Raw genomic sequence first — 14,641 nt, 5'->3', positions numbered from 1 at the left:
GCCTCTTCGCAGCACAAGGCTGCTCCTACAGGTATCGCGTACAGTCCGGCACCGACGCGTACCCTTGTAGGAGCAGCCTTGTGCTGCGAATGGGCCGCAAAGCGGCCCCTCTGTCAGGCGACGCTACGCTCGACAGCTGGCGCTTCCACCACGCCCCGCCGATACAGAACCAGGTAATACGACCCCAACCCGATCAACCAGCAGAACACCGCCGTCCACACATTGTGCGACAGGAAGTGCGCCCCCTGCATCATCCTGCCCACCGACAGCACCGACCCGGCGACAAACGCCACCACCAGCGCCACCCGCGCCAACCGTGGCTTGCGATCACGCAGCATGAAGAACAGGCCGAACAGGCAGAACCCGGTCGCTGCATGCCCACCCGGCCAGCACAGCCCTGGCTTGTCGGTGGCTGGCCGCGGCTCCAGCAACTTGCTGTAGGTTTCGGTGCCGCCAAACTGGGTCAGGCTCCATGGGCACTGCACCTGGGTGACTTTTTTCAGCGGCGTGACAAACGCCGTGGACAGGCCCAGTGCCAGCACCAGGCAGCCCAGCTCGCGGCGCCAGCCGAACAGGCGCTTCCAGAAGAAACTGGCGGCAAACGCCAGCAGCGACAACACCCCGAGCAAGATCACCACCTGCTTGACCCGGTCGTGCAGGATGTTTTCCAGCAGGTAGCTGTGGCGGCCAATGAACTGTCCGGCAGCGGGGTCGAAGAACAGGTTGGCCACATCCATGTCGACCGAAGTCAGCTCCAGCAGGATCAAGGCCAGCGCGGTCGCCAAGGGTATGCCCAGGTACAGCCAGTGGTTGATCGGGCGAGGGCGGGTTCGTTGCGGCATGACGGCTCCAGGGCACGAAAAAGATCGGGCATTGTCGGCTGCCCGCTATCCTGTGTCCGTGAAGGATCAGTGAAAAAACCGTCAAGTGCGGTGAATTTTTCCGGGGGCTGGCACCGTGCAGGTATAGGCCTTAAGCTGCGCCTGCCGCGCACCACAGCGAGAAGCGCCGCACAGGAGAAACCGATGCGCATTCTTTTGGTTGAAGACAACCGCGATATCCTGGCCAACCTGGCCGATTACCTGGGCATGAAGGGCTACACCGTTGACTGCGCCCAGGATGGCTTGTCCGGCCTGCACCTGGCTGCCACCGAACACTACGACCTGATCGTGTTGGACATCATGCTGCCCGGCATCGATGGCTACACCCTGTGCAAGCGCCTGCGTGAAGACGCCCGCCGCGACACGCCGGTGATCATGCTTACCGCCCGCGACCAGTTGGACGACCGTCTGCAAGGTTTCCGCTCCGGGGCCGACGACTACCTGCTCAAGCCGTTCGCGCTGTCGGAGCTTGCGGCGCGCATCGAAGCGGTGCTGCGCCGTGCCCAAGGCGGCGGGCGCCGTACGCTGCAGGTGTCCGACCTCAGCTACGACCTCGACACCCTGGAGGTTACCCGCCAGGGGCGCCTGCTCAAGCTCAACCCTGTCGGCCTCAAGCTGCTGGCAGTGTTGATGCAGAAAAGCCCGCACGTGCTGCGCCGCGAAGTGCTGGAGGAAGCCTTGTGGGGCGACGACTGCCCTGACAGCGACAGCCTGCGCAGCCATGTGCACCAGCTGCGTCAGGTGATCGACAAACCGTTTGAAAAACCGTTGCTGCATACCGTCCATGGCGTCGGCTATCGCCTCGCCGAGGGCCGCGATGGAGTTTAAGCAAAGCCTTGCCCAGCGCATCATCATCGCCTTTGCCTTGATGAGCGCGCTGGTGGCCGGGGCGTTCGCCTTCGGAATCGTTGCCACTGTGCACCTGGTCGAAGAACGGTTGATTTCCTCGGTATTGGGCGGTGACCTGCAGCGCCTGCTGCGCATGGACAGCGTCAGCGACTGGAGCCACCGGCCACGCCCCGATCAGCTGTTCTACTTCAGCGGCGGGCGTGACGACTTCGAGCTGCCCAAGGATCTGCGCCACCTCGACCGGGGCTTCCACGAGGTGTTTCGCGACCAGCTCTCGTACCACGCCATGGTCGAGATCGTCGATGGCCGCCGGTATGTACTGCTGCAGGACCAGAGCGACTTCGAAGAGCGCGAGCGCGTGCTGTTCGCGGTGGTGGTGGTGGGCTTCGTGCTCAGCCTGGTGCTGGCCGTCATCCTCGGCTGGCTGGTGGCGCGCCGGGTGATGGCGCCGGTGATCCGCCTGGCCCGCCAGGTGCGTCACCGCGACCAGCTGCTGGGCCTGGCCCCGCCGCTGGCACCGGACTATGCCGCAGACGAAGTCGGCCAGTTGGCAGTGGCCTTCGACGATACCCTGGGTCGCCTGCGCGACGCGCTGACCCGCGAACGGCTGTTCACCAGTGACGTCAGCCATGAGCTGCGCACGCCGTTGATGGTGCTGGCAACGTCCTGCGAACTGCTTATGGAAAACCCCAACCTCGACACCCGCGCGCGCAGCCAGGTAGAGCGCGTGGCGCGGGCCACGGAAGAGATGCGCGAGCTGGTCAAGACCTTCCTGATGCTGGCGCGGGCGCAGCGTGATGAGGGCGCGGTGGCCTCGCAGGCGACCCTTCGCGAAGTGGCCGACGAACTGATCGGCGTGTGGCGCGACACCATTGAGCAAAAGGGCCTGACCCTGTACTTCGATGGCCGCGTCAGCGCGAGCCCGGTGCTGTACAACGCCACTTTCCTGCAGTCGGTGATGGGCAACCTGCTGCGCAATGCTGCGCACTACACCGACAGCGGCTATATCCGCCTGAGCCTGGAAGCCAACGGCTTCAGTGTGGAGGACAGCGGTGTGGGCATCCCCGAGGAGCAGCGCGAAGCCATGTTCAAGCCATTTGTACGCGGCGACGAGCGGCGCGGCGAGGGCCTGGGGCTGGGGCTTTCGCTGGTGCAGCGGATCTGTGATGACCAGGGCTGGCGCGTTACCCTCACGTCTACCCTGCCGCATGGTTGCCGCTTCCAGGTCGACCTGAGCAATACCGCTGCCAAAGGCGACGGCATGGCCGAGTAATGGTTTGTAACAGGTCAATTGGCGCGCAACATTTTTTTCACATTGGCATGACCTGATTCCGACGCTTGCTTACCTAAGGTGAGCAGCACTGGAGTCAGGAGATGCCCAATGCGTAGCCCCATCAAGCTTGAATTTTCCGAGAAGTACGACAAAGACCATGCGCGTGAGTACTTTCTCAAGCACCAGGACGGCCTGGCGCGACGCCTTTCCCACAAGCGAGATGAGCAACTGGCGCGTCGCGCCCTGGCATTGGCTGGCGAACCTGGCCTGGTACTGGACCTGCCGTGCGGTGCTGGCCGTTTCTGGGCGCTGCTAGCGGAAAAAACCAATCGGGTAATCATCGGCGCCGACAACTCCGAGGCGATGATCGAGACAGCGTGCGCCGCCCAACCGCCAGAAGTGGTGGCACGGGTACGCCCTTTGCAGACTTCTGCGTTTGCCATTGACCTGCCGGACAACTCGGTGGACAGCATTTTCTGTATGCGACTGTTCCACCACATTGGCGAATCCGCCCACAGAAAGACCATTCTTTCGGAATTTCAGCGGGTTAGCCGTGATAGTGTGATTCTGTCCCTGTGGGTGGATGGCAACTTCAAGGCCTGGCGCCGAAAAAAACTCGAAGAGCGTCGCAGTGCCAAGGCTGACCAGGACAATTACCAGAACCGTTTTGTGTTACCGGCCGAAACGGTCGAAGAAGAATTCAGGGCCGCAGGCTTCAGAATCCAGGAACGCCTCGACTTCCTGCCGTTCTATGCCATGTGGCGGGTTTACGTATTGCGTAAGGGGTAGTGTTTGATGGCTGTAGCCCAGAAAGGGGAGTCGCGGTTTGATTTTTACTGGCGCCAGCAAGGCGAGTGGGTGGAGGAACCTAACCAGCGCCGCGGTGGTGAGAGTGGTGTGCAACGTCTCAACGATGCCAATGGCAAGCTGCTGTATGCCAAGCGTCAGGTCGGGCATATCTACCGCAGCCTGCTGCACCCTTTTGGCCGGCCGACCGTATTGCGTGAACTCGATGCGCTGAACAGCTTCGAGCAACTGGGCGTGCGTGTACCGCGCATCGTCTTCTGTGGTGCCGAACGCGATGCCGACCACCAATGGCGTGCGCTGCTGGTGAGCGAAGCATTGGACGGGTTTATCGAACTCGACAACTGGCATGCCGAAGGTGCCCGTGAGCGTTACCCGCAGGTGGTGCATGAGCGCATGCTCAAGGACCTGGCGGACAACCTTGCGCGCATGCACCTGGGGCACTGGCAGCACGGCTGCCTGTATGGCAAGCACGTATTCATCAAGGTGGTTGGCGAAGGCGAGCAAGCGCGCGTCGAAGTGGCGCTGCTGGACCTGGAAAAGTGCCGGCGGCGTATCAGTTGTCAGCGTGCGGCAGGTAACGACCTGCGCCAGCTGCGCCGCCATTCGTCGCTCAATGACGCGGAATGGCAGACGCTGCTCTACTTTTACAAGATGGCGTTTGGCAGCGCTGTCAAAGGGTTAGGGTAATGAAACTAGAAATAGCTCGAGCTTTGTTCCTGGTAGCTGGCCTGGCCGTGACCACCGTGGCGGTGGCTGCCTGGGAAGAGCCGAGGCCGACCGTGTTCAGCAAGGCTGAGATGGCCGACCAGTGCGCGTTGCCGCGGGAAGCGAAACCGCAGCAGCAGGCAAAGGTCGCGCCGGATCAGGACCTTTTGTTGTTCCTGTTCGGTCTGCGTCAAGGGTTGCGGCCATTTGGCTGAACCCGGTGTGAGCTAGAAACGCCAGAGGCCCCGCAATCGCGGGGCCTCTGGCATTTTTGTGTCTGCCTCACCGGCCTCTTCGCGGGTAAACCCGCTCGCACAGGTAAAGCTCAGGTACGGAACCTGTGCAGTACCTGTGGGAGCGGGTTTACCCGCGAAGGGGCCGGATCAGGCTACAGCAGGTTCTTTAGCCACCGCCCTGTGTGCCAACAGGGTGTAGATACAAGGCAGCACAAACAAGGTAAACAGCGTGCCAATCGACATCCCGGTGGCGATCACCGTCCCGATGTCAAAACGGCTGACCGCCCCGGCGCCGGTCGCCAGAATCAGCGGCACCATGCCGAACACCATTGCCGCCGTTGTCATCAGCACTGGCCGCAGGCGAATCGCCGCCGCTTCCTCGATCGCCTCGCGCACGCTCAGGCCGCGTTCCTCACGCAGCTGGTTGGCGAACTCGACGATGAGGATGCCGTGTTTGCTGATCAGCCCGATCAAGGTCACCAGCCCGACCTGGGTGTAGATATTCATGCTCGATATACCCAGGAACAGCGGCAGCAGCGCCCCGCAGATCGACAATGGCACCGTCACCAGGATCACCAGTGGGTCGCGGAAACTTTCAAACTGTGCTGCCAGCACCAGGAAGATGATCGCCAGTGCCAGGCCGAAGGTAACCCACAGCGCGCTGCCTTCCTGAACGTACTGGCGGGCCACGCCGGCGTAGTCGAAGGCAAAGCCTTCCGGGGCCTCTTCGCGGGCGATGTCCTGCACCGTCTTCAGCGCTTCGCCCAGGCTGACCATGGGCACGCCCTGGATGATCGCCGAGTTCAACTGCTGAAACTGGTTGAGCTGGCGCGGGCGGGCGCGGTCGGTGAGGGTGATCAGGGTCGACAGCGGCAGCAGTTGGCCCTGGTCGTTCTTCACGTAGTAGTTGTTCAGCCAGCCGGGGTTGTCACGGTACAGCCGCTCGACCTGGGCTATCACCTTGTAGCTGCGTCCTTCCAGCGTGAACCGGTTGATTTCCGCCTCGCCCAGCAAGGTTGCCAGCGTGCCGCCCAAGGCGTCCATCGACACCCCCATCTGCGCTGCTTTTGCCCGGTCGATGTCGACCACCACTTCGGGCTTGTCGAAGGCCAGGTCGATGTCGAGGAAGGCGAACTTGCCCGACTCCTGGGCGCGGGTCTTGATGCGCTGGGCCACTTCCAGCAGTGCCGGGTAGTCACCTGCGGTATTGATCACGAACTGGAACGGCAGGCCCTCACCGGTACCGGGCAGGGAGGGCAGGTTGAAGCCGAAGATCTGCAGGCCGCCGATTTCCTCCAGTTTGGCCTGCACCAGTGGCAACAGCTCCATCTGTGTGCGCTCGCGCTCGTTCCAGGGTTTGAGCAGGAAGCCGCCGATACCCGTCTGCACGCCATTGAAGCCGTTGATCTGGAAGGATGAGTAGTATTCGGGGAAGGCCTTGAACAGCGTGGTGAACTCGTCGGTATAGGCGTTGAGGTAATCGAGGTTGGCCGGCTGCGGCGAGCTGCTCATCATGAAGATCACGCCCTGGTCTTCGTTGGGCGCCAGTTCGTTCTGGGTGAACTTGAGCAGCACCGGGATCAGGCACAGGATGATCACCGCAAACACCAGCACCACCGGGCGGCTATCCAGGGTGGCGTGCAACAGGCGCTGGTAGCGCACCTTCAGGTGCTCGAAGATCTTGTCCAGGCGATGGGCGAGGCCGCTGGGGTTCTGCTCCTGGCGCAGCAGCAGGGCGCACATCATCGGCGACAGGGTGAGGGCCACGATGCCGGAGATGACCACCGCCCCGGCCAAGGTCAGGGCGAACTCCTTGAACAAGGCCCCTGTGAGCCCGGTGAGGAAGCCGATGGGTGCATACACGGCGGCCAGGGTGATGGTCATCGACACCACCGGCATGGCGATCTCGCGGGCGCCCTCCAGTGCCGCGTCGAACGGCGACTTGCCTTCTTCCATGTGCCGGTGGATGTTCTCCACCACGACAATGGCATCGTCCACCACCAGGCCGATGGCCAGCACCATCGCCAGCAGTGTCAGCAGGTTCAGCGAGTAGCCCATCATCTGCATGAAGAACAGCACGCCGATCATCGACAGGGGAATGGTCACCACCGGGATCAGCACCGAGCGAAGGGCACCGAGGAACAGGAACACCACCACGATCACGATCAATACCGCTTCACCGAGGGTCTTGATCACTTCGTCGATTGAGGCCTGGATGAACAGCGTGGCGTCGTAAGCGATCGACACCTTCAGCGCCGAGGGCAACTGGCTTTCCAGCTCAGGCATGATACGCCGCACTTCCTTGATCACTTCCAGCGGGTTGGAGGCCGGGGTGGCCTTGATGCCGATATACACCGATGGCGTGCCGTCGAACGAGCTGACCGTGTCGTAGTTTTCTGCGCCCATCTCTACCCGCGCCACATCGCCCAGCAGCACGCGGCTGTCGCCGCTGGTCTTGACCGGCAGGGCGGCGAACGCTTCGGCCGACTTCAGCTCGGTACTGGCGTTGATACTGGTAACCACGTATTCGCCTTTCACCTCACCGGCAGCAGAGAGGAAGTTGTAGCGGCGTACGGCATTGGTCACGTCGGTGGCCGACAGGCCGAAGCCGGCCAGCTTCACCGGGTCGATCCAGATTCGCATGGCAAACACCTGGTTGCCGAGAATCTCCGCCTCGGCCATGCCTGGCAATGTGGCCAGCTTGGGCTGGATGACCCGTGACAGGTAGTCGGTGATCTGCGGGTTGCTCATTTCCTTGCTGTAGAAACTCACGTACATCAGCGCCGAGGCATCGGCGGCCTCCTTGCTCAGCACTGGGTCTTCGGAGTCCTGAGGGAGTTTGTTGCGCACTTCGTTGGCCTTGGCCAGCAACTCGGTGAACAACCGGTCGCTGTCGGCACCGATGCGCGCGTAGATGGAAATGATCGAGAAGTTCTGCCGGCTCACCGAGGTCATGTAGTCGATGCCTTCGGCACTTGCCAGGCTTTGCTGCAGTGGCTGGGTGATGTAGCCCTGGATGGTCTCGGCGTTTGCCCCGGGGTAAGCGGTGGTTACCGTGATCAGGGCGTTTTCCATTTGTGGGTACTGGCGGATCTGCAGCTTGTTCCAGGCCTGGAAGCCCAGCAGCAGGATCAACAGGCTGACCACGCTGGCCAGTACCGGGCGACGGATGAACGGATCGGTAAACGCCATGCCAGCCTCCTGTCAGTCCTTGCCCGCCGCGCCCTGTTCGGGCTTGAGGGCTTTGTCCTGGCCGATGCGGATCGCGGCGCCGGGGGTGAGCTTCAGTTGCCCGGCGGTGACCACCTGTTCGCCGGCTTGCAGGCCCTTGCTGACCACCACCACGCCGTCGCGGCGCTCGCCGGTTTGGACCGTGCGTTGTTCGGCGACCAGCTGGGGTTGGCCCTTGTCGTCGTTTTCTGGCTTGCCGTCCTTGTCCTTCTTCGGCGCGGCGACGTACACCGAGTTGCCGTACAGGGTGTAGGTAATGGCGCTTTCCGGCACTACCACTTGCGGTTGCGGGTTGGGCAGCAGGATCAGCAGGTTGGCGAACATGCCGGGCAGCAGCTTGCCGTCGGGGTTGGCCAAGGTGGCACGCACCAGCAGGTTGCGCGTGGTTTCCTCGACCTTGGGGTTGATGGCACTGAGGCTGGCGGGGAAGGTCTGGCCCGGGTAGGCGGCCACCTGCAACAGCACCTGCTGGCCCAGGCTCAACTTCGGCAGGGCCTGCTCCGGCACATTGAAGTCTACGTACAGGCTGGACGTGTCCTGCAGGGTGGCGATCATCGTGCCGGCGGCCAGGTACTGGCCGATGTCCACCTGGCGGATACCGATAGTGCCGCTGAACGGGGCATTGATGCTCTTCTTGATCTTCTGCGCCTTGAGCTGCTCGACCACCGCCTGGTTTCGGCGGTACTGGGAGCTAAGGCGGTCGAACTCGCCACGGGAGATGGCCGAGTCGCCGACCAGTTGGCTGCCACGGCCAAAATCGACTTTGGCCAGGCCCAGGTCGGCCTGGGCGGTGCCGAGCAGGGCAGTTTCCTGCTCGTCGTTGAGTTGCAGCAGCAGTTGCCCGGCCTTGACCTGCTGGCCCGAGTCGAAGTGCAAGGATTTGACGATACCTTCCACCTCCAGGCTCAGCTCCACACCTTGCAGTGCCTTGAGGCTGCCGACGGCGGGCAGGCGCTCTTGCCACTGGCGCTGTTCGGCCAAGGCTGCCGCTACGGTGATGGGCGGCTTGGGGGCAGTGAACATCTGGATCTGCTGATAGATCGAGAAAGCCTTGTAGCCCCCCAGGGCCAGCACGATCAGCAGAACCACGGCCAACATGATCAGCATGCGGCGGCGCAGCATAGGTCCGGTTCCTTGGATACGGTTGTTATTAGCCTGGACACGACAACGGGCGATCCTGCCCACGTGTGGATGGGGGAAGTATTGACTGTTTTTGGCTGGCCGGGAAATGGATTGCGATGGCGCGGCCTGCACAGCCCCTTGTAGGAGCGGCCTTGCGCCGCGAATGGGCCGCATAGCGGCCCCGGAAAGCAACACGCAGATGCAGAAATCCTGGGGCCGCTTTGCGGCCCATTCGCGGCACAAGGCCGCTCCTACAACGACCGAGTGTGCCTGTGGGAATCAGACGAGATGCAGATGGTTGTCCCAGAAGCCGGATGGCAGGTTCATCGGTTGCCCGACCAGTTCGGCCTTGCGGCAATCGTAGAACCGGCAACGGCCCTGCCCGGAGGTGACGATAAAGCCGTCTTTCACCGCGCCAACCCCTGCGCAATCAGGCATGGGTGCATCCAGGCGAACTGCGCCGCTGTCCAGGTCCCAGACAAACAGGCGGTTGGCCCGGGGCGCGGTCAGTGCCACCAGCCGCAGTTCGCTGTGGATGGCAACGCTTGCGGTGTACTGGGCCATGGCCTGCAACTGCCGCTCTGGCACCGGGAAGGCCTTGAACGGCTCGCCCGGGCGCTTGATCGCCAGCAGCTCGGCAGTTTCATCGGCATCGCCCATGAACTGCTGGCAGGCGGCGATGGTGCCATCGCTGCCCACCGCCAGGTGGCGCACGCTGTTCATCTGCTGGGCCAGGGTTTCCTTGCTCAGCAGGGTGCCGTCGCGTTGCATCAGCACCAGGCTCGGCTGCATGGCGTCAAGGTTCATCTCCACCCGGCTTTCGGCTTCGGTGCGAATACCGCCGTTGGCCACGATCAGCGTTTCGCCATCGGGCAGCCAGGCCACCTCGTGCGGGCCGATGCCGTGGGTCGGGATCTCGCCGGTGTGTACAAGGCGTTCACCTTCGAAGCGGTACACGCCGAGCACGCCCCGGCCCGGGTCGGTGGTGTCGTTCTCGGTGGCATACAGCCATTCGCCGCCTTTGTGCACCACGGCGTGGCCGTAGAAGTGCCGGTTCGGCTGCGAGGCTACCGTTTGCAGCAGGCGCCCGTCGCGCAAGTCGACCAGGTAGCTTTCGGTACCTGGGCGACGGGCGACGAACAGGGCGATCGGCTGCTCGGGGTGGTGGATGATGGCATGGCAACGCTGTGCGACCTGGGTACTGAACACCTGGGTGCCGTCCAGGCGGAAACCGACGGCATAGTGCTTGCCGTCGCCATCGTCACGCGCCGAGAGCAGCAAGGGTTCGCTGCCTTTGTTGCGGAACAGGCTCCAGCCGCCCAAGGTGAGGGCGCTGAGCAATACGCTACCGATTTTGAGTGCCTGGCGTCGCAGCATGATCAGTCACCGTCGTTGGCATTGAAGCCCAGCTGGATGTTCAACGCCTTGGCCAGCTCGCCTTCGTGCAGGCGGTGGACGACGTTGAGGCTGTCGTAGATCTGGTTGAGGGTTTGCTGGCCAGCGTCGTCGGCCAACAGCTCACCGAGGGTTTTCTGATTGTCGGCCAGCAGTTTGAGCGAGGTAGCGTAGGCGGCGTCGATCTTGTCCGCCAGCGCTTTCTGATCGCTGGGCAGCAGGCCACGCAGGCCCTGGTTGTCGACCCCGACCCAAACGGTTTCGGCGGCCTTGAGGGTGGCCTCCAGGCTTTTCAGCGAGTTGTGGCTGCGCCAGGCTTCGGCTTGCAGCGGCTGCGCGATGCCCTTGCTCTGGCGACCCATCGGCGCACCCAGCTTCTTCTTCAGGGTATCCAGGGCGGTGACCTGGGAGCGCAGCAGGTCGGCGATTGCCTCGTGGGAATCGGCGTAGCGCTGGTTCGGGAACTTGGTCATCTGCGAAAGCATGCCGTCGGTGCTGTTCCAGCCCTTGAGGATCTCCTCGGCCAGGACCTTCTGGTGTTCACCGATGGCCACCAGCAGCGGGCAGTAGCGGGCTTTCTGCTCGGCCGTGGCGATGTCCGGCTTGCTGTCGAACAGGATGTACTCGTAGGCCGACAGGCCACGAACCACCACGCTGGACTTGCCCAGGGTCGTGGCATCGACCGGCTTGTCGCCATTGACCAGCTGTTCGACCTGGCGGCCGACCAGGTTCTTCTTGTCGGGCCAGAACTGTACCTGCCAGGCGCGGTTGCCTTCGGCCAGCGGGCCGACCAGCAGCGGCTGCAACTCGGCCCAGGCCTTTTGCGCGTTGAGGAAGTCGGCGCGGGCCTTGTCCAGGTTTTCCTTGCCTTCGCAGTAGGCCAGGGCGCTGGCGGCCAGCGCGCGATCGGCTTCGACCCAGCGGCTGTAGGTGGGCAGAATGACCTGTTTGGCGATGGCGGCAGAGGTCACTGCTTGCGGATCCTGCGGCGAGCAGGCACCGAGGGCGAGTGCGGCGAGGCTGGTGAACAACAGTTTGGGTCGGAACATGCCCGGCTCCTTTGCGCGTTTTAAAGTGAGTTCAGGAACGCCAGCAACGCGGCGCGCTGCTCGGCATTGAAAGTGAGTACGAAGTTGCGTGCCGCGTCGGCTTCGCCACCATGCCAGAGCACGGCTTCAAGCAGGTTGCGGGCGCGGCCGTCGTGCAGGAACTGGCTGTGGCCGCTGACCGTTTCGTTCAGGCCCACGCCCCACAGGGGCGGGGTCCGCCAGTCCTGGCCGTTGGCGGCAAATTCGGTGCGTTCGTCAGCCAGGCCCGGGCCCATGTCATGCAGCAGCAGGTCGGTGTAAGGGCGGATGACCTGGTTGGCCAGCTCTGGCTCGGCGGCATCGGCGGCGGTGGTGAACTGCGGAGTGTGGCAGCCCTGGCAGCCGGCCTGGTAGAACAGGTTCTTGCCCGCCAGCACCTGCGGCGCGTTCACATCGCGGCGGGCCGGTACGGCCAGGTTGCGGGTGTAGAAGGTGACCAGGCGCAGGATGTTGTCGCTGACTTCCTTTTCGCCATCGGCACCGTCACCGTTGGGCGCGGCCAGGCAGTCGGCCTGGGCAGGGGTGCAATCGTCCTTGGGTTGCAGGGTACTGGTCAGGCCCATGTCGCCGACAAAGGCGTGCACGTTCTGCTGGTTGACGTTGGGCTGCCCGGCCTTCCAGCCGAAGCGACCGACCACGGTCTTGCCCTGGGCGTCGTCCCACACCCGGTTGGCCCGCCCGCGAATGCCGTCGCGGTTGTGGTCGTCCGGGTCTTCGTTGGCCAGCAGGTCGGCTTCGGGGATGGCTTCGAGCAGGCCCAAGCCGATCATCGGGGGGGCTACCCGCGCCGAAAAACGGGTGTCGGGGTGCATCACGCCATAGCCGAGCTGGGTAATCTGCAGGGTTGGCTTGCGCAGCTCGACCTGGTGGCCGTCCTTGAACGACACGGTTTCCTGGGTGTAACTCACCCGCACCTTGCCTTCTGGCGCCACGCCAGGGATGGCCATGTCCTGCAACTGGGTGCCGTACACCGGCTCCGGCACCACGCCGAGGCGCTCGATGACTTTGGCCAGGTAGGGCTGGTCGGGGATCGACAGGCGTACCAGCATGCCCACCGCGTTGCTGTCATCCGGCTCTGGCGGGTGGCCACGGCCATCGCGCACATGGCAGTTCTGGCAGGCGTTGGTGTTGAACAGCGGGCCCAGGCCATCACGTGCGGTGGTGGTGGACGGGGCGATCACCCAGGGGTTGCGGAAGAAGCTGTTGCCCACGGCGAAGTCCAGGCGCCGCTCGGGCGAGAGGTTGGCCGAGGGCAATGAATAGGCGTTGCGGTCGCTGCGCTGCACGGTCGCCTTGCCACCCGACAACGCTTCGCCGGGCTCGGCCTGGGTGAAACGCGGGGCGTCGTCACAGGCGGCGAGGGCAAGGGTTAGCAGCAGGGGGGAAAGTCGGGACAGCGACGAGGACATCAAGGATCCTGGGCGTGAGCGAAAACCGGCGTGCAAGCTTAGCAAAGTGGGGGTGTTTGAATAAGAGCAATTTGCAATTGCTGGATGAAATCGGTGTCAGTTGGCCAGTGTTTTTGATGGCCTGGTCGGGCCCTATCGCCGGCAAGCCAGCTCCCAAAGGTAAACCACCAGCCTCAAAACCTGTTGAGTACCTGTGGGCGCTGGCTTGCCTGCGATAGGGCCAGATGCCAAAAAGGCGACCCGAAGGCCGCCTTTTCTGAGAACCGCTACAGCAAGATCAGAATTCGTGATCTGCGGTGTCCGGATTCAGGTTGGCAATACCCAGCTTGCCTGCAGCCTGCTCGATCGCACCGGTCTGCTTGACCAGGGCGGCGATGGCGTCACGCACGATCTGGTTGCCGGCTGCGTTGTCGGCGGCGATCAGCTGGTCGTAGTGCTCGCCTTTGAGGGCGTGGTCGACGATCACCTGGATCTTGGCTTCGGTGGCTTCCAGGTCGGCCTTGAGGGTGGCGTCGGCGGCCGGGTCAGCCTTGGCGACCAGCGACGACAGGCTCGGGCCGGCCACCTTGGTGCCGTCCGGGCGGGTGTACTCGCCCAGGTAGACGTTGCGGATGCCTTTGGCGTCATAGAAGTGCGAGTAGTGGGTGTTGTCGCTGAAGCAGTCCTGCTCGTCTTCCGGCGAGTTGGCTTCCAGCGAAACTTTCATGCGCTCGCCAGCCAGTTCGCCCAGCGACAGGCTGCCCATGCCGAACAGCATCTTGCGCAGGCCGTCGTTGACAGGCTCTGCTTCCAGCTTGGCACGGTAGTTGTCGGCAACGTTCGGCGCCCAGTTGCCGACCATCTCTTCGAGGTCCTTGACCAGCAGGTCGGTGACCGCTTTCAGGTAGGCACGGCGGCGATCGTTGTGGCCGCCAGTGGCGCCCTGGCCTTCCAGGTAGTCCGACGCAGGGCGATTACCAGCGCCTGGGCCGGTGCCGTTCAGGTCCTGGCCCCAGAGCAGGAACTCGATGGCGTGGTAGCCGGTGGCGACGTTGGCTTCAGAACCGCCCAGTTCGTTCAGGCTGGCCAGCTTCTCGGGGGTGATGTCCTTGACGTCGACCTTCTCTTCGCCCACCTGGATCTCGGTATTGGCGATGATGTTGGCGCCGGCGGCCGGGTTGCCCAAGGCGTGCTCGTAGCTCTTGTCGACGTAGTCGATCAGGCCTTCGTCCAGCGGCCAGGCGTTCACCTGGCCTTCCCAGTCGTCGATGATGGTGTTGCCGAAGCGGAAGGCCTCGGTCTGCAGGTACGGTACGCGCGAGGCGAACCAGGCTTCCTTGGCGGCCTTCAGGGTTTCGTCGTTGGGCTTGGCCAGGAACGCGTCGACTGCAGTCTGCAGGGCCTTGGCGGTGCTCAGCGAGTCGCTGTACACGGCGTAGACCATTTCGGCGTAGTGCTTGACCACGGCTTTGCCGGCGGCTTCGTCGACAGCCCCTGGCGCAGCAGCGGTGGTGCTGGCGGCAGCAGCAGGTGCCTGGGCTTGCGGCGCGGCGGCTTTGTCGTCCTTTTCACCGCAACCGGCGAGAGCGATGGCAATGGCCAGCAGACTGGCGGAGGCCAGAGGCATTCGAATCATTATTGGTTTTCCTGCATCGTGTGGTTGGAC

The 14,641-nt window shown here is 63.4% G+C and carries 12 protein-coding genes; 5 read left to right on the top strand and 7 right to left on the bottom strand.

Translation table 11 applies throughout. The features are described from left to right. Positions 1 to 113: 113 nt before the first annotated feature. Positions 114 to 842, bottom strand: a complete 729-nt coding sequence (locus tag MRBLPB4O_RS23040; protein ID WP_341796703.1) for a phosphatase PAP2 family protein — start codon at positions 840 to 842, stop codon at positions 114 to 116. A gap of 183 nt (positions 843 to 1,025) precedes the next feature. On the opposite strand from MRBLPB4O_RS23040, the gene colR reads away from it, so the two are divergent. The 5 genes from colR to MRBLPB4O_RS23015 all read left to right on the top strand — a co-directional run bounded on the left by colR (position 1,026) and on the right by MRBLPB4O_RS23015 (position 4,730). Continuing rightward, positions 1,026 to 1,709, top strand: coding sequence for a two-component system response regulator ColR (colR, locus tag MRBLPB4O_RS23035; RefSeq protein WP_016488935.1), 684 nt, complete (start codon positions 1,026 to 1,028; stop codon positions 1,707 to 1,709). Continuing rightward, on the top strand, positions 1,699 to 3,003 hold the full coding sequence (locus MRBLPB4O_RS23030; RefSeq protein ID WP_084966573.1) for a HAMP domain-containing sensor histidine kinase: 1,305 nt from the start codon (positions 1,699 to 1,701) through the stop codon (positions 3,001 to 3,003). The genes colR and MRBLPB4O_RS23030 overlap by 11 nt, the downstream gene beginning before the upstream one ends. Positions 3,004 to 3,111: 108 nt before the next feature. Next, positions 3,112 to 3,792, top strand: coding sequence for a class I SAM-dependent methyltransferase (locus tag MRBLPB4O_RS23025; protein ID WP_341796702.1), 681 nt, complete (start codon positions 3,112 to 3,114; stop codon positions 3,790 to 3,792). Between the two features lie 6 nt (positions 3,793 to 3,798). Beyond that, entirely contained in the window at positions 3,799 to 4,497 is a 699-nt protein-coding gene (locus tag MRBLPB4O_RS23020) for a lipopolysaccharide kinase InaA family protein (protein WP_341796701.1), read from the top strand. Then, positions 4,497 to 4,730 (top strand): hypothetical protein, encoded by a 234-nt coding sequence (locus tag MRBLPB4O_RS23015; protein WP_341796700.1) that lies wholly within the window; start codon positions 4,497 to 4,499, stop codon positions 4,728 to 4,730. The genes MRBLPB4O_RS23020 and MRBLPB4O_RS23015 overlap by 1 nt, the downstream gene beginning before the upstream one ends. A 168-nt stretch (positions 4,731 to 4,898) precedes the next feature. On the opposite strand, the gene MRBLPB4O_RS23010 is transcribed toward MRBLPB4O_RS23015, so the two are convergent. From MRBLPB4O_RS23010 to MRBLPB4O_RS22985, 6 genes are all read right to left on the bottom strand, one after another. Continuing rightward, entirely contained in the window at positions 4,899 to 7,943 is a 3,045-nt protein-coding gene (locus MRBLPB4O_RS23010) for a multidrug efflux RND transporter permease subunit (RefSeq protein WP_341796699.1), read from the bottom strand. 12 nt (positions 7,944 to 7,955) lie between these two features. Further along, complete coding sequence (locus tag MRBLPB4O_RS23005; protein WP_341796698.1) at positions 7,956 to 9,104, bottom strand: efflux RND transporter periplasmic adaptor subunit; 1,149 nt, start codon at positions 9,102 to 9,104, stop codon at positions 7,956 to 7,958. Positions 9,105 to 9,383: 279 nt separating this feature from the next. After that, a complete protein-coding gene (locus MRBLPB4O_RS23000; protein WP_341796697.1) occupies positions 9,384 to 10,481 on the bottom strand; it encodes a DUF1513 domain-containing protein in 1,098 nt (365 codons plus the stop codon). A gap of 2 nt (positions 10,482 to 10,483) precedes the next feature. Further along, a complete protein-coding gene (locus tag MRBLPB4O_RS22995; RefSeq protein WP_341796696.1) occupies positions 10,484 to 11,548 on the bottom strand; it encodes an imelysin family protein in 1,065 nt (354 codons plus the stop codon). Positions 11,549 to 11,568: 20 nt separating this feature from the next. Then, positions 11,569 to 12,996, bottom strand: a complete 1,428-nt coding sequence (locus MRBLPB4O_RS22990) for a di-heme oxidoredictase family protein (protein WP_016498082.1) — start codon at positions 12,994 to 12,996, stop codon at positions 11,569 to 11,571. A 277-nt stretch (positions 12,997 to 13,273) separates the two neighbouring features. Next, positions 13,274 to 14,611 (bottom strand): imelysin family protein, encoded by a 1,338-nt coding sequence (locus MRBLPB4O_RS22985; protein WP_341796695.1) that lies wholly within the window; start codon positions 14,609 to 14,611, stop codon positions 13,274 to 13,276. Positions 14,612 to 14,641: the final 30 nt, after the last annotated feature.

It is taken from the genome of Pseudomonas sp. LPB4.O (assembly GCF_038383825.1).
GTDB classification, from domain to species: Bacteria; Pseudomonadota; Gammaproteobacteria; order Pseudomonadales; family Pseudomonadaceae; genus Aquipseudomonas; species Aquipseudomonas putida.
This window is presented reverse-complemented; position numbering and strand designations above follow the sequence as displayed.